Here is a 21,694-nt window from a genome sequence, read left to right as displayed (position 1 = left end):
TCCTGCACCGCCCCTGTTATAGTACATGTCCTGCAAAAAACGGCATTTCGCGAACAGCTCCCTGTCACTATCCTTTCACCGCTCCAAACGTAATCCCCTTGACAAAATATTTCTGGAAAATCGGAAAAATAAGCACGACCGGAAGCAGAGATATTAACGCAATCGCCATCCTTATACTCATGGAAGGAAGCACATATCCCACATCCATCATCATTTCCCCCGACTGAAGATAATTCATATCATTCAGAATCCGGTTCAACAGATTCTGGATACTGAAAAGCTGCGGCTCATTCACGTAATAGAGGCCGTTCAGCCAGTCATTCCAGTAATTCAGCATCGTAAAGAGGCCGACCGTCGCAACAATCGGTTTCGACATCGGCAGGGCAACATACCAGAAAATTTTCAGCTCATTATCCGCATCCAGCTCCGCAGCCTCATAAATCTCCTCCGGGATCGTGGATGCAAAATAGTTCTTAACTAATATTACATTAAATCCGCTCAGAAGTAAATTGGGAACAATGAGGGCTGCCAGTGTATCGCGGATATGGAACATCTGCGTATAAATAAGGTAGGTCGGAACCAGCCCGCCGTTAAACAGCATCGTCAAAAGCACATAGACCGTCAGAAATTTACGGAAGGGGAATGTCTTCCTGGCCATCACGTATCCTAGCAGCAGCGTCATGACAAGGCTGGCCGTCCCCCCCACCGCCGTGACGAGCAGAGTGATACCGTATGCGTGACCGATCGTCCCAAGTTCTTTGACCAGATATTCATACGCCGCCAGCGAAAACTCACGCGGAATCAGCCCGTAACCGTCCCGAATCAGGGAGGCCTCCGAGGTCAGGGAAGACGATATCATCAGTAAAAAGGGAAACAGACAGAATATCATTGCCAGCAGCAGTATCGCGCCGCCTGCCAGTTCCACAAGGTAATTATTTAACCGTTTTCCTCTCATCATTCCCACTCCTTCCAATCCTTCTAAAAAATTGAGTTCTCCGGACTGTACTTCTGCAGTCCCCAATTTGTCAAAAATACCAGGGTAAAGCCTAAAAGTGACTGTATAAGCCCCGCTGCAGATGCCATCCCGATATCATTCAACTGAATCAGTCCCCGGTACACATAAGTGTCCAGTACATTCGTCGTACTGTACAGCGCGCCCGAATCCATAGGAACCTGATAAAATAACCCGAAGTTCGAGGTAAACAGCCGTCCCAGCGCCAGCACTACCATAAGCGCAATCGTCCTTTTCAGCAGTGGAACTGTAATATAGACTGCCTGCTGGAAGCGCGAAGCTCCGTCCATGGACGCCGCCTCATAGTAAGTCCTGTCAAAGCTGATCAGGGATGCATAATAAATGATGCTCGTCTGCCCGACATTGGACCACAAGTTCAGAAGGGGCAGCAACACAATCCACACTTTAGGCTCACTGTACCAGGCGACCGGATTAAGCCCGAGGGCAGGAAAAAGCGCGCTGTTGAAAAAACCGGACTTTTCATCCAGCATCGTAAGAACCATATATGTGAGAATCACGCTGGATACCAGGGTTGGAAGTAAATAAACGGTCTGAAGGATACGCACCAGAATCTTATTCCTCACCCCGCTTAAAAGAATCGCCAGAACAATCCCGCCGGCCGTGGTCAATATAAGAAAAACAGCATTATAAAGCACCGTATTTTTCATGACATAGAAAATATCGGCTGTCTTAAAAAGGAATTCAAAGTTCTTACCGCCGCAGAACTCACTCCCCCAGATTCCTTTTAAGGGATTATAATCTTTAAAAGCCACGGTGATTCCCGCCATCGGGAGATAGTTGTTGATCAGAAGATAAAGACATCCGGGCAGCAGCATGAGAAATAAAAAGAATGTGTTTTTTCTTTTATAATACTTGCGTGATTTCATATCCATCCCCCTCGTTTTCATTGTAATATCATTATAGCAGCTGCAAAAAAGACAGGTTATAACGATACAGACTATTTTTCTGGCTTATAACGATTTTAGTTTATGGATGGTGTTACCCAGGCAACGTGATGTAATGCAAAAAGAGCTTTCCGGAAATCTCCGGACTGCCCTTTTTAAGAAAACCTTATTTGTTTTAAATCTCTAATTCTTGAACTTGTTATCGCGTTATTCCTATTATTGTGTTATTGCTGTTCTTTCTTCAATTCCCGGATCAACTGCTCAATCACCGGAAGCTCTTCTTCCAGTTCTTCTGCTATGATTTCTGCATTTTTCCCTTTGACCAGTTTTTTTTCTATCTGTTCTTTGATTTTACTCTGTCGGCCCTCTATGCGTCCGCACTCCCGACCTTCAGCACGGCCACGTTCAATTCCCTGCTTAATACCACGTTCAATTCCTACAGATAATATACTCATCTTCACAGCCTCCCATTCTTCTGACTGCTTCACTTCGGTTACGATTTCATCCAGCTTTCGGATCCTTTCATCTCTTACTACTATCTCCGGATTGTCCAGCCGTGTCTCTTTCATATACTGCAGCAGGCTGACCAGGGTGGGTTCCCCATTCCGGCTTGCCATGTTGAGGAAAATCTTGGTTGTCCCATCCTCCAGACAAAGACCGGCTGCTTCCTCGCATTGCTCCGTAAACGTATATTTTGCCAAATCACGCCCGAAAATATCCTCCTGCGTTATGAATGTCACTATTGTGGACGGAAGGTATTTATACCGGGTTTCCCTGCCTGATTTTAAGAGCGGAGTATCCAAAAGTCCCTGATAATACCGAGCTCTCCGCCTTACATCATCCTTCTCCGTATCATTCTGCATCTCCGTAGCATAATGCCGGTTCCGGCTGTCTACCGCCCAGGCATCCAGGCGGATGGCCCTTTTTCCAATATGGTTCAAAACCACCTCTTCCACATGGACTTCTGTCAGTTCGAGTTCCGGCTCTTCCATGATAATGCTCAATACGTTCCGGTGCGCCTCCCTGTTTTTCATAACTGACAAAAACAGTGCAAAATCACTCAAATTAAACTCCATCTCCTCCGGAAACTGCAATTCTTCGCTGGGCCCGGCATGTTTTGTAGTTTGTCTTAGTTCTTCCTTCATAACGGTTCTCCCTTTCAGTAAACTACGACAGGAAGAACGTCCGTCTCCCTGCCTACAATGTGTGTTGGATCATAAGCAAAGAGTCTTTTGAATGCCATATTCGGCATGAGAATGTAAGATGTGAAATAGAATTTCCGTAACTCTGCTTAAATTTATGGTAGCATAGCGGAAGTAGAATTGCAAGAAGAATGTTGAGGTGCGAGGACGCCTCTGTAAGACGGCGGACGGGGGAGTGGGAGGGTGTTTATGAGTCTTCAGTCCCGGTTGGTAGGGTGTGGTGAGGGGGAATCCAGGAGAAAAAATTCCTACGGGGACTCGCTCCCGCTTGTGGAATGCGCAGCGGATGCTAGATTCGAAAAGACCTCATCAAGCACCGGCGGATTCCAAGGTCTCCCTTCGGAAAGTTTTCTCCTTCCTTCCCCGGGTAGGTGGTCGGCGGGACTGAAGACTCAGCGAAGGTATTGCCCCGTCGGCTTCAGGGGCTGGTTGTCTCTTTCGTCAAGTGGGGAGGTGGTATTGTCACAGCCACAATATAGTCGTAACCAGTTTACATTCTGACGATATCCTGGGATGCATAAAAAGAGTATCAGAATAAACGCTCTAAGATTATAAGTTTACATAGTCTCATAGTGTACAGGATGTAGTTTTCAGGCATTCTTATAGAGACGTAGTGGCAGCGACAAGCGCCTCCCCCATTGAAAGAATAGGACAGATCAGCCGCCGCAGGCCGGGGGCCGGGCAGACATCTTGGCGGAGTCTTTCGTCCCGGCCATAACCTTCCTGCGGGGAAGAAGGGAGAAAAAGATTCCGGAGGGAACCTGGGAGTTCATTGGTACTTACCGAGGTCTTTTCGAGGTTAGTACCATATGTACTCCAACGAGCGCAAGCGTTTCCCGGAGGAACTTTTTCTGCCCGGATTCCCCGCCCGCGACACCCTGACGCCCGGGACGAAAGACTCATCGATCCCCCTCACCACCCCGGTCCCCGGCCTGACGGCGGCGTCCTCATTTCTCAATCAAATCCCCATAAAAAGAGGTCCACCAGTCACCTGGTGAACCTCCTGATTTCGCTGTCCCGCCGAATACTCGGTGAAGCGCAATTATTTGTTATTCAGAGCTGCCTGAGCTGCTGCCAGACGTGCGATCGGCACACGGAATGGGGAGCAGGATACGTAGTTAAGGCCTACTTTGTGGCAGAACTCTACAGAAGACGGATCTCCGCCGTGCTCGCCGCAGATACCGCACTTAAGGTCAGGACGTGCCTGACGTCCTTTCTTAACTGCCATCTCTACTAACTGGCCAACACCTGTCTGGTCAAGTCTTGCGAATGGATCGGACTCGTAAATTTTTGCTTTGTAGTAAGAATCCAGGAACTTGCCTGCATCATCACGGGAGAATCCGAATGTCATCTGTGTTAAGTCGTTTGTACCGAAGGAGAAGAACTCTGCCTCTTCAGCGATAGCGTCTGCTGTAAGAGCAGCACGAGGAATCTCGATCATGGTACCGATGTGGTACTGCATGTCAGAATTTTTCTCTTTCTTAACCTGCTCGGCAACTTCAACTACTACGTCCTTAACGAACTTAAGCTCTTTCTTCTCGCCTACCAACGGAATCATGATCTCTGGAACGATATCAAATCCGCACTCTTCTTTTACTTCGATAGCAGCTTCCATAACGGCTCTTGTCTGCATCTTTGCAATCTCCGGATAGGTAACTGCAAGACGGCAGCCACGATGACCCATCATTGGGTTGAACTCGTGTAATTCGTCAACTTTTGCTTTTACTTCTGCTAAGGTAAGACCCATGTTCTTAGCCAGTTCAGCCTGCTCTTCTTCTGTATGAGGAACAAACTCATGCAGCGGCGGATCCAGGTAACGAACTGTCATTGGTCTGCCTTCCAGGGCTTTGTACATTGCCTTGAAGTCACCCTTCTGGAATGGGATTAATTCGTTCAGCGCTTCTTCTCTTGCTTCTACTGTTTCGGAAAGGATCATCTTTCTGATCTTCATAATTCTGTCGGCTTCGAAGAACATATGCTCCGTACGGCAAAGGCCGATGCCCTCTGCACCCAGTTTTACAGCATTTAAAGTATCAGCCGGTGTGTCGGCATTTGTACGAACTTTTAAGGTTCTGAACTTGTCGGCCCATACCATGATACGCTCAAAGTTTCCGCTTACGGAAGCTTCCTGTGTCTCGATATCGCCCTTGTAAATCTTACCGGTGGAACCGTCTAAGGAGATGTAATCTCCCTCATGGAAGGTATGTCCGCCGAGTGTGAAGGTCTTAGCCTCCTCATCGATCTTGATCTCGCCGCATCCGGATACACAGCATGTACCCATACCACGTGCAACTACGGCTGCGTGGCTTGTCATACCGCCGCGGACAGTCAGGATACCCTGAGCTGCATGCATACCCTCGATATCCTCTGGAGAAGTCTCCAGACGAACCAGGATTACGCGCTCGCCTCTGCCGCCTTTGCCTGCTGCTTTTGCTTCGTCAGCAGTAAAGTAAACTTTACCTGCTGCAGCGCCTGGTGATGCAGGAAGAGCGGAACCGATGACTTCGCCGGCCTTTAATGCCGCCGGGTTGAATGTCGGGTGAAGTAACTGATCAAGGGATTTTGCTTCAATTCTGCAAACAGCCTCTTCCTCTGTGATCATGCCTTCGTCTACTAAATCGCAGGCAATCTGAAGTGCAGCCGGAGCTGTTCTCTTGCCGTTACGTGTCTGTAAGAAGTAAAGTTTGCCTTCTTCAATTGTGAACTCCATATCCTGCATATCACGGAAATGTTTCTCCAGCTTCATAGCCAGATCCATGAACTGTTTGTAGCAGTCAGGCATATCGTTCTCTAACTGGGTAATTGGCTGTGGTGTACGAACGCCTGCAACAACGTCCTCGCCCTGTGCATTGATCAGGTACTCACCGTAAATGCCTTTTTCACCTGTGGATGGGTTACGTGTAAAGGCAACGCCTGTACCGCTTGTCTCACCCTTGTTACCGAATACCATAGTCTGTACGTTTACTGCGGTACCCCAATCGCCAGGGATATCATTCATACGGCGGTAAACGATGGCACGCGGGTTGTCCCAGGAACGGAATACGGCTTTAACAGCGCCCATTAACTGATCCTTCGGCTCCTGTGGAAACTCTTCGCCGTTCATAGCTTCTTTGTAAACAGCTTTGAATTTGGCTGCCAGTTCTTTTAAGTCATCGGCAGTTAAGTCTGTATCGAAGTGTACGCCTTTTTCTTCTTTCATCGCATCGATGATTTTCTCGAAATGGGACTTCGGAACTTCCATAACTACGTCGGAATACATCTGGATAAATCTTCTGTAAGAATCATATGCAAATCTTGGATTTCCTGTCTTCTTTGCAAAGCCTTCTACCGCAACGTCATTTAAGCCAAGGTTCAGGATTGTGTCCATCATACCAGGCATGGATGCACGTGCACCGGAACGTACAGATACAAGTAACGGATCTTCCGTATCGCCGAATTTCTTACCATTGATACTCTCTAACCAGGTAATTGCTTCGAAAATCTGATCCTGAATTTCCTGTGTGATCTGTTTTCCACTGTTGTAGTAATCTGTACAAGCCTCTGTTGTTACTGTGAAGCCCTGTGGAATCGGCATTCCTAAGTTGGTCATCTCTGCAAGGTTGCAGCCTTTGCCTCCGAGAAGGTTTCTCATTGCCGCACTGCCTTCTTCGAACTTATAAACCCATTTTGCCATAAGTTTTCTTCCTCCTAAAGTTTATATGTTTAACATTTACATGTTTTGATGAGACGTGGATTGAGACTGCCCACAGACTGAAGTTCCTCGCCTGTCCGTCTGCGGTACGCTCTCGCAAGCGCACATTTAAACGTCTATTTTCCCAAAAGTAAAGAGCCCGGCTTCCGGACCCGCGTGCGGCCGCTTTGCGGCGTACTGCATCTTCGCGCAAATGTGCATCCGCGCGGAGCTTTTTTACTCAATAGGCGCTTAAATGCACGCTCAGGTCCCACTCTTACAGGCGCATATCCAGATGTCCACTGCTGCTTACATGCATACATGACGCTGCAATGGGTATCTGGATATGCGCCTGCTCAATCCGCCCATCGTGAATATTATAACATAAACTTTCCTCTAGTAAAGGGGTTTTCCAGAAATATTTCCAAATTATTTACAAAATTTATCATTTCTTAACCTCAGTCCCGGAAAGCAGGGAGACTGTCTTGTACTTTATTCCGGAATACGCTAAAATAAATGCCAAATCAGGTATTTTTCTTTACAAAAATGGGGTGAGGTGAAAAAATGCAAAAAATTCCTTGGTATCAAAAAATCCAGATTCAGATTCCGATGATTGTTTTTCTCATCATTCTGATTCCTGCCGCTGCGTTCGGCTCCTACGATATCGGCACGTCCAGGCAGGCACAGTTGAAAGCGGCCGAAACTCAGACGGCGGAACGACTCTATGAAACCTCCCTGCTGATGCAGGACGTCATGAAAGAGCTTGAAAACACCGGTAAAACGCTGTCGGGAAACAGAGAATTTCTGGAACTTTTAAAAAAGTATCTCAAATCCCCGTGGGAACCAGGACTCCAAAGCGGCCTTCTCCTTGCCCTGGGACAGAGTTCCTGGCCAAACAGCTATATTGAACATATGTATCTCGTTTCAGATAACCCACCCTCTGTCCTTTCGTCCGACCCGGACGAAAAGCTTCCGGATCCGAAAGGAAGGGGACGTTTTCTTTACCAGGCCTGGCTTGACGGCATGCAGGGCCAGACCACCTGGTCCCTGCTCCCCTCCGGTGAAAACGGTGAGACACGCCTGGCCTGCTGGAGAGCCATCCCGGGCGGTGAAAATACCGGCGGCGCTTCCCTTGTTTGCGTGCTGAAGAACGGGTATTTGGAAAATATCACGGCAGGCCTGCGCGGCCGGGAGGGGAGCCTGAACGTAATCGGCTCCTATCAGGGGCGCCTTCTCTACTGCGACGCCCCGGACGACGGCTCCATTATGCCGGATGAAACGCTGGCAGAGAATCCTCTGTTCAGGGAAGCTTACTCCAAAACGGAAAATACGGGCAGCTATTTTGCCGAAGCCGATGGGCGGCGATGGCTGGTCTGTTACTATAATTCTCTCGAGGACGGCTGGAAATATATGTGCGCAGTCCCGGAACAGCTGATTTATACGGGCATTGCAGACCGCAAATTTATCGCCATCCTGCTTATTTCCGGTCTGGCCGGCGTTCTGCTCGGGTCACTGATCCTCTATTTTCTGGTGGTCCGGCCCCTTGGAAAACTACAGAAGAAAATGGAACTGATGGAAAAAGGGCAGCTGGAACCCCTCGGCTTTTCCGGAGGCAAAAATGAAATCGGCCTTGTGCTTCATGCCTACGATCATATGATCATCCGGCTGAAGAAGCTGATCGATGAGGTCTATGTGCAGCAGCTCCTCCGCAAACAGGCGGAACTCTCTTCTCTCCAGTCCCAGATGGACGAACACTTTTTATACAATACCCTGAACACGATTTACTGCAAGGCAGACGAAGAGAAGGCAAATGTTTCCGCCGCCATGATTTTGAAGCTGTCCCAGTATTTCCGCCTGAATCTGGCTGGGGGGCAGGAAAAAATCCCCTTGAATGAGATTCTTAAATTGCTCCATGCCTACCTGCAGATCCAACAGATGCGTTACGGACAGGCTATGGAATGCCGGATAGAAACCTTTCCCGATATGGACTCTTATATCTCATTAAAGCAGTTGTACCAGCCAATCGTAGAAAACGCCATTGTCCACGGCTTTGAAAAGAAACCCGGAAACCACCGCCTCCGAATCAATTTCCAAAAAGCAGGTACGAGACTCCGCTTCACCGTGCAGGATGACGGGATCGGCATGTCGGATGAAACATGCAGGGAAGTGCTCTCCGAAATGACCGCCTTTGACCATGTCCGCGGTAAAGGCTATGCCCTGCGCAATATCAGGGAACAGATCCGAATCACCTATGGGGAGGACTACGGCATTACAATGGAAAGCCGGCCGGGACTAGGTACCACCGTGATATTAGAAGTGCCGCTTGAAAGGAGAAACAAATGCAGCGAAAATATAGAATGATAGTCGTGGACGATGAACCAGCCGCCAGAAAATATGCTTTGCAGCAAATTGAATGGGAACGTCTGGGAATCACGGCGCTTTACGAGGCTGAAAACGGTCTGGACGCCCTTCGGATCATGGAAACAGCTAAACCGGATATCATGATCCTTGATATCCGGATGCCGGGTATGGACGGAGTCATGCTCTTAGAGGAAATCTGCCGGAGAAAATACGATATCGCCGTGATAGGACTCAGCGGATACAGTGATTTTGAAGCAGCCCGCAGAATGCTCTCCAGCGGCCGTGTCGTTGAGTACCTGCTCAAACCGGCCTCCGCCGACGCACTGTTCGAAGCAGTGACAAGATGTCTGGAAAAAATCGAAGAACGCGAGCAGATGGAACTGCTTCGAAACGGCCTTCAAAACCACTCCTCTCCTTTTCCACTGCCTCCGGATGAGGAGGAGACCGGCTGTGAATCACCCGAATCTTCGGAGGAACTGCCGCCGGAGGTAAGCGGCCGCAAAAGCGCAATTGTCCGCCTGGCCAAAGAATATATCCAGCTTCACTATGGAGAGAGACTTTCCCTTGAACAGGTCGCGGCCCAGGTCTACATTAACCCGTCCTATCTGTCCCGGATCTTCACCGAGGTGGAGGGGACCGGTTTTAATAAATATCTTCAGAAGTTGAGAGTCGATAAGGCAAAAGAACTGCTCCGCGATCCCGGCTATAAGGTGTACGAGGTTGCAGACTTGGTCGGATATCCGAATTTCCAGCATTTTTTGAAAATCTTTAAACGACTTGAAAACACGACTCCCAGCAAATACCGTGAAAACGCCATGTGGCTGATCGGACAGTAACGGCAGGCAAAAAGTAAATAAAAGACGCAAAAGTGAAAAAATGGTGTATTTAAACAATTTTTCACTTCAGTTATAATAAATTTAGTCAAAAATGACGGAAAGATAGAAATGAAAAAGACAAATTTACAATTTGGTAAAATCAGGCCTGTTCTTCATAAATTATACTTCTTTGGGATACTCCTGTCTCTTCTGCCGATCGCAGGGTGCAGCCGGGCCGGAGAAGAACAGCCGGAACCCCCGGCTGTTAAAGAAGGCTATTATACAATCGGAGTCAGCATGCCCACCACCCGGCTCGCTTACCGGAAGGCAATGAAGGAGCTTGTGGAAAAGGCATATCCGGAAAACGGAGAGAGTCTCCGGGCAGAGATTATTCTATTCGATGCAGACGGAAGCCAGAAACAACAGAACCAGGATATCCTGAACATGGCAGACAGCGGCGTAGACGGAATTGTACTCGTTCCGAACACAATGGAGAGCTGCCTCTCCTCGGTCGAATACGCAAATACAAAGGGTATTCCTGTTATCACCGTGGATAACCGCATCCGCAGCTCACCCTCCGCCCGGGTTGTAAGTTTTGTGGGAGCTGATCACTACTCCATGGGAAAAGAAGCCGCCCTGCTGTTTTTGCAGATACTGGAGGAGCGTTTTCCCGATAAAGAGGAGTGGAATGTCATCCAGCTCACCGGGATTCCTGATTCCTCGGGTACAATCGACCGCGGCCAGGCAATTGCGGATGTGCTCGCCGGAAGCAGCCGGATTCATGTTCTCGGTGAATATGACGGTGAGTTTACGGTAAAAAATGCAAAAAGCGTGATGGAGGACTGTCTCCGGATTTACGATAACATAGACGGTGTCATCTGCCAGAACGACAATATGGCGGAAGGATGTTACCAGGCGCTCCGCGAGGCCGGGGCAGACGGACAAATCGCAGTCGTAGGCATCGACGGCCAGAAAAGCACGCTCAAAATCATGGCAGAAGGAGGCATTCACGGGACTGTCCTGCAGCATCCGTCCATGATTCTGGATGGAATTGAATATCTCTGCGGCTATCTGGACGGAAAAACTTTAAACGATTTTTATTATGAACCCACCGATACCATCACGGTGGAAAATGCAGATTATTATCTGGAACATGATCTTTCGTGGTGAACCTTCTCCAAGGGCCCTGGCTGATGCGTTATCACCTGAGGATAAAAAAATGAAAGGAAAAATAACTATCCGGAATCTGAATAGTTACAGGAAAAATTTATTATGACTCAGGTACAAGAAAAAAACACAGGCCTGCGCATTCTACAGGGAATTATGAAGGCAATACAGGAATGCATGATCCCGGTCATTCCCCTGATTATGGCAGGAGGTCTGATTAAGGTCCTGATTATTATCCTGACGCTCTGCGGCGTCCTCCCCTCCGGGAGCCAGACCTACACAATATTAAGCGCCATCGGAGACGCCCCTTACTACTTTCTCCCCTTTGAGGTGGCGGTATCTGCGGCAAAGTATTTCAAGCTTCCCGCCCTGCTCCCCGTAGCCGCGGTTGGAATCATGTTTTCACCGGACTTTCTGAGTCTGTTTTCAGGGGGCGCCGTCTCCTTTTTCGGCCTTCCTGTCTCGGACGTTACATACAGCTACAGCGTATTGCCTATTATTCTTCTCGTATGGGTCATGGGGCTGCTCTACCGCGAGGTGGAAAAACGGCTGCCGGAAAGCCTGTTTAATTTCTTCGGTCAAATGCTGGTCCTGCTGCTCTCCTCACTTCTCGCAGTGATTGTGATCGGACCAATCGGCAACGGAATCGCAGAGCTGATCCGCGCCTTTGTCATGTGGATTCAGTCGGTCAACCATGTGCTTGCGGAAATCTGTTTCGCAGTTATGTTCCCGTTCTTAAACATGTGCGGCATGCAGTGGCCTTTCATTCTGGACGCCATCTCTACCGTGGGACTGAACGGATATGAAGCGCTGTGTATCATTTCTCTGCTCTGCGTAAACGTATCCCAGGGAGGCGCCTGTCTGGCCACCGCCGTCAGGGCAAAGGATAAGAAGCGAAAGGAACAGTGTTTCGGAATGGGAATCACAGCCGTATTAAGCGGCGCCAGCGAACCATCCACTTACTCTAATTTCCGCTACAAAAGACCCATGATTGCCGCCCTGATCGGCAGCGCCGCCGCAGGCCTGTATGCCGGCCTTGTAACGGTCCGGGCATTTTCCTTCGTGCCTCCTGCCGCAGCCTCCATCCTCATTTTCATGGATGTACAGAACGCAATGAACCTGGTCCATGCCGTCATCACGGGATTGATCGCGCTGGGCGTAAGCTTTGCTGCCGGCATGATTCTTGGATTTGATGAACCGGAAGCGGATAATGCAGAAGTTTAACCATACGGAAAATACGTCACTGTTCACGGGTAGTATCTCGCGAGATGTTTTTGTGAGTGAACCGCAGCGAAAGTCACTGACATCTTACCCTTTGGGTAAAACCCGATTAATCAGATAACGGAGGATAGAAATATGATCGAATTAAAAGGAAACAGACTAATAGATTTAAGCCATACGGCAGAGGCCGATATGCCCTGTGATCCGGCGCTTGCACTCCCGGAATTAGACTTCTTCTCCAGGGAAGGCGACGGCCCCGCGCTTCACAACCTGGAAGTGATACGCTATTGTCCCCACACCGGCACCCATATGGATTCCCCTTTCCATGTGTGCAGTCAATGGGGCGGCATTGAAACGGTTGACCCGGCCGTTCTAATCGGCCCGGCCACCATAGTGAACCTCTCCGTCCCGGAGTATGATTATGCCGTAACAAAGGATGATCTGAGACAGTGGGAAGAGGTAAACGGCGCCATCCCCGACAGGGACGCGGTTCTGCTCCACACCGGCCATGCTGATAAATGGACGGATGGCAGCGACGGTTATATCAACAGAGGTTATATCCGCCTCGCACCGTCAGCGGCAGAATACCTGGTGACGAAGAAAAGCCGCTTTATTGCCCTTGAAAGCATCAGCGTGGACGGCAGCGATACAGAGGTGCATAAAATTCTGATGGGAAACGGCATCTGTATTGTAGAAAACGTCTGCAACCTGGAAAAATTGGGCTGCACGCACTGCAGTACCATCGGAACTTTTCCCGCCGTTAAAGGGGCGAGTGGTGTGTGGGTGCGGCTGATGGCTCTGGTTTGACATCGTTTTGTAAAGTAGAATAGCGCACCCATGTTAAGGACGTTTTTACTAAAAAAGGCCTCCGGCTGCAGCTTCTTAAACTGTAACCGAAGGCCCTTGTCAACCCAAAGAAATCAGGGCCAGGAACAGTCCCAGGAAGGCAAAAAACGCCACCAGCCCTATAACCAGAACATTGAACCGCATGGATGGAGCCATCTCGGTAAAAACCTTTCGAAATCCACCGCCGCTTCTGTCCGCCTCATCTTCTTCCCCGCCTGCCTCATCCTCTTCTTCCGGCATATCAAGAAAAATGACAGGCTCTGCCCTGTCCTTTTCAGACTCCTCCGCCGCCTCATTAAGAACAGCCAATGCCTCTTCCAAACTGCTCCTGTCCACATAATAATTTGTAACCGGAACTATATCGATGGTATTCTCACGGTAATTATCCGTAGGCACGGCGTTTTGCATCTCTTCCACGAAAAAGGGAATGTTTCTCCGTCTCAGGCCTTCCTCCAGATACACCGTCTCTATCTCCGGGCTGCCCGTCAGCAGAACGGGTTCCTTCATCATAGACAGGGCCATTTCAAAATCATATTCAATATCAGCCAGCCTTTTTTTGCACTCCGGGCATACAATGACATCCTGCGGATAGATTTTTCTGCATCCCGGGCAGATTCGTTTCGCCATCACTTCTCCTCCGATCGTAAGCAGGGCCGGAATCACAGGTGATTCCGGCCCCGAGCTGTCTTATATCATTGTTTTAGAATCTGAATTTATCCTCAAAATAATCCTTCAGCTCTGCAATCGGAACACGTACCTGCTCCATTGTGTCACGGTCTCTGACCGTAACAGCGTTGTCTGTCTCGGAGTCAAAGTCATAGGTGATACAGAACGGTGTTCCAATCTCATCCTGTCTTCTGTAACGTTTTCCGATGTTGCCTCTGTCGTCAAACTCACAGTTGTAGTATTTGCAAAGCTCTGCGTAAACCTTCTCCGCACCCTCGTTCAGTTTCTTGGACAGAGGGAGCACGCCTACTTTTACAGGTGCAAGCGCCGGATGGAAATGAAGGACGGTTCTGACATCGCCTTCTCCAATCTCCTCCTCGTCATATGCTGCGCAGAGGAATGCCAGTGTCACACGGTCGGCGCCCAGTGACGGCTCAACTACGTAAGGGATATATTTCGTCTTCTTCTCATCATCAAAGTAAGCCATATCCTGTCCGGATGTGTTCTGATGCTGTGTCAGGTCATAATCGGTTCTGTCCGCAATACCCCAGAGTTCTCCCCAGCCGAACGGGAACAGGAATTCCAGATCCGTTGTGGCTTTGCTGTAGAAACTCAGCTCTTCCTTCTCGTGATCTCTTGCACGCATCTCTTCGTCTTTAATGCCTAACGCTTTCAGCCAGTTAATGCAGTAATCTTTCCAGTATGCGAACCACTCCAGGTCGGTATCCGGCTCGCAGAAGAACTCAAGCTCCATCTGCTCGAACTCTCTTGTACGGAATGTGAAGTTTCCAGGTGTGATCTCATTACGGAAGGACTTTCCAACCTGGGCAATTCCGAACGGGATCTTCTTTCTGGAAGTTCTCTGTACGTTCTTAAAGTTAACGAAAATACCCTGGGCAGTCTCAGGCCTTAAATATACGGTATTCTTGGCATCCTCCGTTACACCCTGGAATGTCTTGAACATCAGGTTGAACTGGCGGATATCGGTGAAATCATGCTTGCCGCAGCTTGGGCAGCAGATGTTGTTGTCGTCGATGTACTTTTTCATCTCTTCCTGGGACCAGGCGTCAACGGAACCCTCGATTTTGATTCCTTTTTCATCCATATAGTCCTCAATCAGCTTGTCGGCACGGAAACGCTCTTTACATGCCTTACAGTCCATAAGAGGATCGGAAAATCCGCCGAGATGGCCGGAAGCTACCCATGTCTGGGAGTTCATTAAGATTGCGCAGTCAACGCCTACGTTGTACGGGCTCTCCTGTACGAATTTCTGCCACCATGCTCTCTTTACATTGTTTTTCAGCTCCACACCGAGGTTACCATAGTCCCATGTATTGGCAAGTCCGCCGTAAATCTCAGAACCGGGGTATACAAAACCTCTTGATTTGGCAAGGGCTACAATTTTTTCCATTGTCTTTTCCATCTTTAATTTATCCTCCTATCTATTTGAACACGACCAGGGCTTTGCCGCCCTCCGGTATTGTTACCGTGTATTCATCTTTCTTTTCTGTACCTTCCGTCATGTAAAGGACTTTGCCGGAAAACATCACATTACCGCCGCCTTCTATCATAGCGACAGATGCCTCGGCATTCGACTTTATCTCGTCCGCCGCAGCCTCTTTCCCGTCCGCTTTCACAAACTTCGCATCGGCGAACCAGCCCGCCGTATCGGCATCGGCAGTTTTCTTTACCTCAAGAGCCGTGACCGAATTGCTCATATCCTCGTTGTCATTTGTCTGGCGGAAATGAATCAGATCCTCCAGGGACGCATAGTCGAATATGGCCTTCAGCACGCCTTTGTCGGCGGTGGAACTCTGTAACGATACAGGAAGCTTACTGCCTCCCATCTTGTTCTCCGCCAGCCCTTCGGCCCCGTTCTCCTGATTGAACCGGATCACAGCGGCTTCCAGATACTTCTGTAAATCTTTGCCGTCGACAGCATCTCCTTCATATTCCTGAACCAGCGCACTGGAAACTGCGCCATCCTGCGCCACATATACACAGCTTACAGACGGAGAGAATGTACTTTTCTGCCTGGAACCGCAGCCTGTCATCAGCATTACGGCCACAGCAGCAACTGCCAAAAGCAGTCCTGACTTTTTCATCACTCATCCTCCCTTATAGTTTTGCATCAAGTTTTTATAGTATACCTTCTTTTTCCTTTATTTTCAATAGGCGCCCCGGTTTTTCTTTACATGGAATCACACAATTGCCTCCAGGATCTCCAGGGAATGAAATTTTTTGTCTATGTAGTGCTTTTTATTATCTTCGACGCAGCGTCTGAACTCCTCAAACACCTCATCGGTAAGCAGAAACGTATACAGTTTTTCCACCGGTGAAAATACGATAAATTCCCAGGCATACACGGCCGACTCACTGACGGCCCGGCCCGGGCGTTCCGTGTACTCGCCGTTAATAGACATGGCCTTAAGCTCAAAAATCCGCTGTACCAGCCTGTTTGGGATTGCAGGTTTTAAGAGGGCCCTGAAGGATTGGTAGAGAAGCTTAAGCATCTCCGTCCCCTCAATCCCCTCTCTCTCATAATAGTCGGCAAACTCCACAAAATAGGAGGCATAGCAGGCACATTCCATGTCCCTTTCAAGGCCCTCGAAATAATTTTCTATCTCAGCGCCGTAGAGGTTATATGCATCCCGCCCCTCCGACAGAGAAAACACGCCGAACGCAAAGGGACGGCTGGACGCCCGAAGCAGGCTTCCCGGCCTTTTGGCCCCTCTTGCAAAGGCAGTGATTTTCCCCCGCTCTTTTGTCAGGATGACAAGACGTTTGTCGTATTCCCCTACCGGAAATGCGCTGAGCACCATACCCGTGGTTTTAACCAGTTCTCTCAAAACTTCCGCCTCCTGACCTTTTTCAGGGCACTGATTTCCAGTTCTGGAAAGCTGTGTCCTCTGAGCTTCTATAGAGTTACGGTTCACTCCGTGCCTGTAACTCTATATATCCTTCGGGTTATAACCGTAATTCTTCATATAAAGATCACTGTCACGCCACTCTTTTCTGACCTTAACCCAGAGTTTTAAGTTCACCTGGGTGTCCATCAGGTTCTGGATCTCCGTCCTGGCCGAGGTCCCAATCTTCTTTAACTTCCCGCCGTTCTTCCCGATAATGATTCCCTTGTGGGACTCGCGTTCGCAGACGATCGTAGCGTCGATATCAATGAGTCCGTTCGGACGTTCCTTCATCTGGTCGATAACAACGGCAATGCCGTGAGGAATTTCGTCATCCAGCATTCTCAGGGCTTTCTCCCTGATAAGCTCGGCGGCAATCTGGCGCATGGGCTGGTCTGTCACCGTGTCCTCGTCGTAGAATTGCGGGCCGCAGGGCAGATATTTGAAAATGCAGTCTTTTACATCCTCGATATTGATTTCCTTTAACGCCGACACGGGGATAATCTCGGCAAATTTGCAGATGTCCTTATAGGCTGCGATAAAGGTGAGGATTTCCTCTCTCTTTACCGTGTCAATCTTATTGATGACCAGCATGACCGGTGTCTTTACCTTATTAAGCTGCTCTGCGATATGACGCTCTCCCGCACCGATAAATGTGCTCGGCTCCACCAGCCACAGAATCACATCGACTTCCTTCAGCGTGTGTTCCGCCACGCTGACCATGTATTCCCCCAGCTTGTTCTTTGCTTTGTGGATGCCCGGGGTGTCAAGGAAGATAATCTGTCCTCTTTCGTCCGTATACACCGTCTGGATTCTGTTCCTGGTCGTCTGCGGCTTATCGGACGTGATCGCGATCTTCTGTCCAATAAGATGATTCATGAGCGTGGATTTTCCCACATTCGGCCTTCCTATTAAAGTTACAAATCCTGATTTTAAATTATCCTGCATTCATGCTCCTTCATCCGTAACGGTCCACACGCTTTGAAAACTGCCTTCTGGAAACTTTAAGCGTATGAACCGTTACATTTATTCTTCATTCGTTGTTTCAATCTTTTCCCGTTTAATTAAACAGGTTCTTTATGCTGCCGAACAGCTCTTTATTTTCTTTGATTTTCTCGGCATTACCCACCACACAGAAGCTTCCTGTGCTTAAGATAGCCCTGATAATGCCTGCCAGCGCGCGGATATCCTCCGGTTTCGCTGTCAGGATCTGTCTTCTCTCCTCCGCAAGCATCTCGTCGGTCACGCCTGAATACCAGGCTGAAACTGCTTTGGCTCCTTTGTAGGGAGGTAAGAGCGGTGTATCCAGATCACTGATAGTGCCGATTACGTATTTCGTCATATCCCTCTCGTCCGCATCGAACTGCTCCAGATATTCTGCCACGCCCTCAAAGACCTGATCCGTCTCTTTCAGGTTCGGATCACGGTAGGATACAAAATATCCCTCGCCGGACCGTCCTGCACTGTTCATGACACCGTAAGCTCCGCCCTTAACACGGATATTGAGCCATAGATAGTCATAACCCAGGATCGGTTTTAATACGCGCAGCGCACCCGTGTAGGAATATCCGCTGCCGGAGAAGGTGCCGCAGCGCGCCACATAGTTCACCTGTGAAGAGGTCATGAAACCTTCGTTCCTGTTGCCCTTTTCCCATACGAACGGATACGCCGGGCCGCCGGTCTTTGGAAGTTTATCCTTTAAAAGCTTCATGGCAGATTCCAGATATTGAAATCCCGCATCGTCCGCCGTGTAGCTCACCGTCATATTATCGGCCGTGAAAAGGCGTCCTGCCGTCTCTTTTAACTTCTGCATCAGAACTTCTTTTTTCGCGTCGTAATTCTTCGCCATATCTTCGAGGAACTGATAATAGGCAATTCCTCCCGTCACATCGTTGAAAGCAGAGGTGGCCGAAAAATAGGACGTGGCTCTTGCCACTGCCGCGGAATGGGCTGCTGCATTCAGCTTTGCCTGGCTCCTGGACTTCATTTCTCCCACAATTTCACCGAGACGTTTTCCGTCATCCAGAATGGAATCCATAAGCATCTCACCAATCATTGTAAAACCAAAATCAAGCTTATCGTAAAGCACGCGCGCACTGGCAGTAAAGGCTCCCGTGAACTTCTCCGGATCCGATAAATCAGGGAAAGAGGTTACGCTCAGGCTGATTCCGCCGCTGTTTAAATTGATCTCATTAGCCAGATCACTGTAGCTGTGCTCTTTTGTGTTCACATAACCCAGAACGGCTTTCAGGAGGCCGACATAAGGCAGATCCTCCGACGGCACCCGGTTTGTGTCAAACATCACCTTCAGGTATCCGATTCCGGATGTGAACATATTGTGGCAGAGCACGGTCGTTCCGTCCATCTCCTTCACTTCCAAGCAGAGTTTCTCCGGTTTTTCTTCTATATCTTCACGTTTAAGCAGAGGAATCTTCTCCAGATCCCCCCTGGGTGACGGGGTATCCTGATAGGTTTTCAGTTCCTTCGTCTTTTCCACCAGGACCTTAATTTCACTTTCCGTAAGGCTCTTCTTATATTCAGCCAGCTTCTTCCGTAAATTTTCATCCTCGATGGCCGTCAGATTGCGCTTCGGGCTGACCGTGATGACAGCTTCAAACGGGTTATCCAGAAGGAAGGTCCGGATCAGGTTCTCAAAATATCCCTCATCCACTGCTTTCTTCAGGAATTCAAATGTCTTTTCATATTCCAGATGCATCAGAGGATCACCGTCATAAAGCCAGCTGTCCATACTCTGGAGACCGTACATCAGTCCCTTGGGCGCCGAACCGAAGTCTGCCTCCCTGTAACGGAACTCATAGTAATTGATGCCGGCCAGAAGGCTCTTCTTATTGATCCCCTGGTCGGCCAGTTTCCGCAGAGTGCCCTTGACCACGGCCAGGAATTCACCCAGCTGTTCCTTGTCTGCATCCTTGGCTATCACGGAAAAATAGGGCTGCAAAATGCCGTTCTCGTAACCGCCCAGGATATCCTGGCCGATTCCCGCCTTTACAAGTTCCTCTTTCAATGGAGCTCCCGGCGCATCAATCAGCGTGTATTCCAGAATCTGGAACGCCATATAGTGGAGGGGATTGAGATCGTCTCCCACGACGGTATTCACGGAGAGGTAGGTCGCCTGTTCCTCCGGCTCGGAATCCGTAATGGAATAAAAGATTTCGCGTTCCTCCGGCTTATCAAATGGTTTCTGCATATGAATCTCGGAATCTACCGCCTGCCTGTCGTAGCGGCTCAGATATTCCCGATCCAGCCAGTCCAGTTTCTCCGCCATATCCATATCGCCGTAAAGGTAGATAAAGCTGTTGGACGGGTGATAATATTTGCTGTGGAAATCCAGGAATTCTTTATAGGTCAGGGACGGAATCACATCCGGAGCGCCTCCCGATTCGTTGCTGTAGCAGGTGTCGGGGAAAAGCACATTTCTCGTATACCGGTCCAGTACGCTCTCCGGTGATGAAAAGGCTCCCTTCATCTCATTGTAAACGACTCCGTTGTAGGTGACGGGACCGTCCTCGGATTCCATCTCATAGTGCCATCCTTCCTGCATGAAGATCTTTTCCTCATTGTAAATATTGGGATGAAGCACAGCATCCATATAGACATCCATCAGGTTCTGGAAATCCTTGTCATTGCAGCTTGCTACCGGGTAAACCGTTTTATCCGGATAAGTCATGGCATTTAAGAATGTGTTGAGGGATCCCTTTACCAGTTCTACAAACGGATCCTTTACAGGGAATTTTTCCGATCCGCAGAGCACGCTGTGCTCCAGAATGTGGGGAACTCCCGTGCTGTCGGACGGAGGTGTCCTGAAGCCAATGGTAAATACCTTATTTTCGTCCTCATTAGAAAGCAGGAAAATCCTGGCGCCGGTTTTCTTGTGCTCCAGGATCATTGCTTCTGAATTTAATTCTTTTACATACGTTTCTGTTATTACCTGATATGCATTTAAATCCTTCACTGTCATTCTCATCATCCTTTTCCTGATTGTTCGTATCGCTGTCTGCGGCGTTTGCCTTTTCTCAGTCTATAAACGGCAATACATTCCTTTCTTACATTTTACCCATAAATTTGTCTTTCAGTACAGCAAAACCTTCTCTTACCCACATATGTATGGCTAAAACAGGATCTCCCGGGGCTGCAATCCCAGAAACATTGTAGATTTCCTGTTTTTTCGCAATGGATTTGGCCCTGAAAACATGGTAATTGCTGGTCAGAACCGCAATCTTCACGGAGTCGGACCGCTCCCTGTAGCTGCCCATCAGGCTTTCTTTCGCAGCCATGGCCTTATATTTTTCCTGGTAATCAATTACCTTTTTACTGTAAACAATGTTCTGCACCGTGTTGACTGACTGCTCTTCCAGCAGAAGCTGGGATTCGGGAATGCCGTTGTACAGAAGATAATCATACATGGCTCTGGCCTCACTGATATCTTCGCCCGCTCCCTGCCCGCCCGAAAGCACCAGTACGGTATTCGGATTATTCTCCGCATAATTAAGCGCCCTGTCCAGCCTTTTCTTCAGGGAATTGCTCACCTCACTGCCCCTCACCTTGGCTCCCAGCACAATCACGTACTCGGCGGCCCGCCGGCTGGATGCAATAGCGCTCCATCCAATCATCAGCTCCACCGCCACAAAGATGACGGCGCAGGCCGTACAAAATGTGGCTACCGACACCGGCAGCCAGTGGGGAACCGACTGAGGATGCTTATTATAGTAATGAAGCCCCGCCGCAAGCAGCGCAAAAACAACGGCCATCGACGGCCAGAACAGTGCAAACGAAGTGGACAGCCCAGAATACAGTGCGATAATCCCATAGTAAAGCAGACATAAAACGGCCGCGCCTTCCAAGATCCAGGTCATTGATTTCCTCCTTTGTAGGGTAAACCTCCAATGTAAACAGTATCTGCAG

Annotated in this window: 17 protein-coding genes; 6 read left to right on the top strand and 11 right to left on the bottom strand. The window is 49.0% G+C overall.

The window, feature by feature from the left end; all coding sequences use genetic code 11:
* Positions 1–67: 67 nt before the first annotated feature.
* From EJL91_RS21775 to EJL91_RS21765, 3 genes are all read right to left on the bottom strand, one after another.
* Entirely contained in the window at positions 68–958 is an 891-nt protein-coding gene (locus tag EJL91_RS21775) for a carbohydrate ABC transporter permease (RefSeq protein ID WP_243125524.1), read from the bottom strand.
* Positions 959–978: 20 nt separating this feature from the next.
* Entirely contained in the window at positions 979–1,899 is a 921-nt protein-coding gene (locus EJL91_RS21770; RefSeq protein WP_243125522.1) for an ABC transporter permease subunit, read from the bottom strand.
* Positions 1,900–2,141: 242 nt separating this feature from the next.
* Positions 2,142–3,062 (bottom strand): Rpn family recombination-promoting nuclease/putative transposase, encoded by a 921-nt coding sequence (locus EJL91_RS21765; protein WP_125144064.1) that lies wholly within the window; start codon positions 3,060–3,062, stop codon positions 2,142–2,144.
* Positions 3,063–3,928: 866 nt separating this feature from the next.
* On the opposite strand from EJL91_RS21765, the gene EJL91_RS21760 reads away from it, so the two are divergent.
* Entirely contained in the window at positions 3,929–4,117 is a 189-nt protein-coding gene (locus tag EJL91_RS21760; protein WP_125144063.1) for a hypothetical protein, read from the top strand.
* Positions 4,118–4,161: 44 nt separating this feature from the next.
* On the opposite strand, the gene ppdK is transcribed toward EJL91_RS21760, so the two are convergent.
* Positions 4,162–6,792: a pyruvate, phosphate dikinase gene (ppdK, locus tag EJL91_RS21755; RefSeq protein WP_125144062.1), complete on the bottom strand. Its 2,631-nt coding sequence runs from the start codon at positions 6,790–6,792 to the stop codon at positions 4,162–4,164.
* Between the two features lie 561 nt (positions 6,793–7,353).
* On the opposite strand from ppdK, the gene EJL91_RS21750 reads away from it, so the two are divergent.
* The 5 genes from EJL91_RS21750 (at position 7,354) to EJL91_RS21730 (ending at position 13,160) form a co-directional block, all read left to right on the top strand.
* Complete coding sequence (locus EJL91_RS21750) at positions 7,354–9,150, top strand: cache domain-containing sensor histidine kinase (RefSeq protein WP_125144061.1); 1,797 nt, start codon at positions 7,354–7,356, stop codon at positions 9,148–9,150.
* Positions 9,129–9,986, top strand: coding sequence for a response regulator transcription factor (locus tag EJL91_RS21745; RefSeq protein ID WP_125144060.1), 858 nt, complete (start codon positions 9,129–9,131; stop codon positions 9,984–9,986). The genes EJL91_RS21750 and EJL91_RS21745 overlap by 22 nt, the downstream gene beginning before the upstream one ends.
* Positions 9,987–10,094: 108 nt before the next feature.
* Positions 10,095–11,135, top strand: coding sequence for a sugar ABC transporter substrate-binding protein (locus tag EJL91_RS21740; protein ID WP_125144059.1), 1,041 nt, complete (start codon positions 10,095–10,097; stop codon positions 11,133–11,135).
* 102 nt (positions 11,136–11,237) lie between these two features.
* Complete coding sequence (locus tag EJL91_RS21735) at positions 11,238–12,356, top strand: PTS sugar transporter subunit IIC (protein WP_125144058.1); 1,119 nt, start codon at positions 11,238–11,240, stop codon at positions 12,354–12,356.
* Positions 12,357–12,488: 132 nt separating this feature from the next.
* Positions 12,489–13,160: a cyclase family protein gene (locus EJL91_RS21730; RefSeq protein ID WP_125144057.1), complete on the top strand. Its 672-nt coding sequence runs from the start codon at positions 12,489–12,491 to the stop codon at positions 13,158–13,160.
* Between the two features lie 99 nt (positions 13,161–13,259).
* Here the strand turns inward: EJL91_RS21730 and EJL91_RS21725 are convergent, their stop codons facing one another.
* The 7 genes from EJL91_RS21725 to EJL91_RS21695 all read right to left on the bottom strand — a co-directional run bounded on the left by EJL91_RS21725 (position 13,260) and on the right by EJL91_RS21695 (position 21,645).
* A complete protein-coding gene (locus EJL91_RS21725) occupies positions 13,260–13,826 on the bottom strand; it encodes a hypothetical protein (RefSeq protein ID WP_125144056.1) in 567 nt (188 codons plus the stop codon).
* Positions 13,827–13,899: 73 nt separating this feature from the next.
* Positions 13,900–15,288, bottom strand: a complete 1,389-nt coding sequence (locus EJL91_RS21720) for a glycine--tRNA ligase (protein ID WP_125144055.1) — start codon at positions 15,286–15,288, stop codon at positions 13,900–13,902.
* Between the two features lie 19 nt (positions 15,289–15,307).
* Positions 15,308–15,970, bottom strand: a complete 663-nt coding sequence (locus tag EJL91_RS21715; RefSeq protein WP_125144054.1) for a hypothetical protein — start codon at positions 15,968–15,970, stop codon at positions 15,308–15,310.
* A gap of 96 nt (positions 15,971–16,066) precedes the next feature.
* The gene (recO, locus tag EJL91_RS21710) at positions 16,067–16,714 is read right to left on the bottom strand and encodes a DNA repair protein RecO (protein ID WP_125144053.1); all 648 of its coding nucleotides are present in this window, start codon (positions 16,712–16,714) and stop codon (positions 16,067–16,069) included.
* Positions 16,715–16,816: 102 nt separating this feature from the next.
* Positions 16,817–17,719 (bottom strand): GTPase Era, encoded by a 903-nt coding sequence (gene era / locus EJL91_RS21705; RefSeq protein ID WP_125144052.1) that lies wholly within the window; start codon positions 17,717–17,719, stop codon positions 16,817–16,819.
* Between the two features lie 112 nt (positions 17,720–17,831).
* Positions 17,832–20,756 carry an insulinase family protein gene (locus tag EJL91_RS21700; protein ID WP_125144191.1) on the bottom strand — a complete coding sequence of 975 codons (2,925 nt, stop codon included), beginning with the start codon at positions 20,754–20,756 and terminating at the stop codon, positions 17,832–17,834.
* 79 nt (positions 20,757–20,835) lie between these two features.
* Positions 20,836–21,645 (bottom strand): YdcF family protein, encoded by an 810-nt coding sequence (locus EJL91_RS21695; RefSeq protein WP_125144051.1) that lies wholly within the window; start codon positions 21,643–21,645, stop codon positions 20,836–20,838.
* Positions 21,646–21,694: the final 49 nt, after the last annotated feature.

The sequence above is a fragment of the Clostridium transplantifaecale genome (assembly GCF_900626075.1).
GTDB lineage: Bacteria > Bacillota > Clostridia > Lachnospirales > Lachnospiraceae > Otoolea > Otoolea transplantifaecalis.
Note: the sequence above shows the minus strand (reverse complement) of the source record. Positions and strands in the feature narration are given on the sequence as shown.

What these genes read in the sequence shown, in the direction of transcription:
- EJL91_RS21700 (WP_125144191.1), bottom strand. Translation starts at nt 20,756, where the DNA reads ATGAGAATGACAGTGAAGGATTTAAATGCATATCAGGTAATAACAGAA.
- EJL91_RS21765 (WP_125144064.1), bottom strand. Translation starts at nt 3,062, where the DNA reads ATGAAGGAAGAACTAAGACAAACTACAAAACATGCCGGGCCCAGCGAA.
- EJL91_RS21695 (WP_125144051.1), bottom strand. Translation starts at nt 21,645, where the DNA reads ATGACCTGGATCTTGGAAGGCGCGGCCGTTTTATGTCTGCTTTACTAT.
- EJL91_RS21725 (WP_125144056.1), bottom strand. Translation starts at nt 13,826, where the DNA reads ATGGCGAAACGAATCTGCCCGGGATGCAGAAAAATCTATCCGCAGGAT.
- EJL91_RS21750 (WP_125144061.1), top strand. Translation starts at nt 7,354, where the DNA reads ATGCAAAAAATTCCTTGGTATCAAAAAATCCAGATTCAGATTCCGATG.
- EJL91_RS21735 (WP_125144058.1), top strand. Translation starts at nt 11,238, where the DNA reads ATGACTCAGGTACAAGAAAAAAACACAGGCCTGCGCATTCTACAGGGA.
- EJL91_RS21760 (WP_125144063.1), top strand. Translation starts at nt 3,929, where the DNA reads ATGTACTCCAACGAGCGCAAGCGTTTCCCGGAGGAACTTTTTCTGCCC.
- EJL91_RS21775 (WP_243125524.1), bottom strand. Translation starts at nt 958, where the DNA reads ATGATGAGAGGAAAACGGTTAAATAATTACCTTGTGGAACTGGCAGGC.
- EJL91_RS21720 (WP_125144055.1), bottom strand. Translation starts at nt 15,288, where the DNA reads ATGGAAAAGACAATGGAAAAAATTGTAGCCCTTGCCAAATCAAGAGGT.
- ppdK (WP_125144062.1), bottom strand. Translation starts at nt 6,792, where the DNA reads ATGGCAAAATGGGTTTATAAGTTCGAAGAAGGCAGTGCGGCAATGAGA.
- EJL91_RS21770 (WP_243125522.1), bottom strand. Translation starts at nt 1,899, where the DNA reads ATGAAATCACGCAAGTATTATAAAAGAAAAAACACATTCTTTTTATTT.
- EJL91_RS21715 (WP_125144054.1), bottom strand. Translation starts at nt 15,970, where the DNA reads ATGAAAAAGTCAGGACTGCTTTTGGCAGTTGCTGCTGTGGCCGTAATG.
- era (WP_125144052.1), bottom strand. Translation starts at nt 17,719, where the DNA reads ATGCAGGATAATTTAAAATCAGGATTTGTAACTTTAATAGGAAGGCCG.
- EJL91_RS21745 (WP_125144060.1), top strand. Translation starts at nt 9,129, where the DNA reads ATGCAGCGAAAATATAGAATGATAGTCGTGGACGATGAACCAGCCGCC.
- EJL91_RS21740 (WP_125144059.1), top strand. Translation starts at nt 10,095, where the DNA reads ATGAAAAAGACAAATTTACAATTTGGTAAAATCAGGCCTGTTCTTCAT.
- EJL91_RS21730 (WP_125144057.1), top strand. Translation starts at nt 12,489, where the DNA reads ATGATCGAATTAAAAGGAAACAGACTAATAGATTTAAGCCATACGGCA.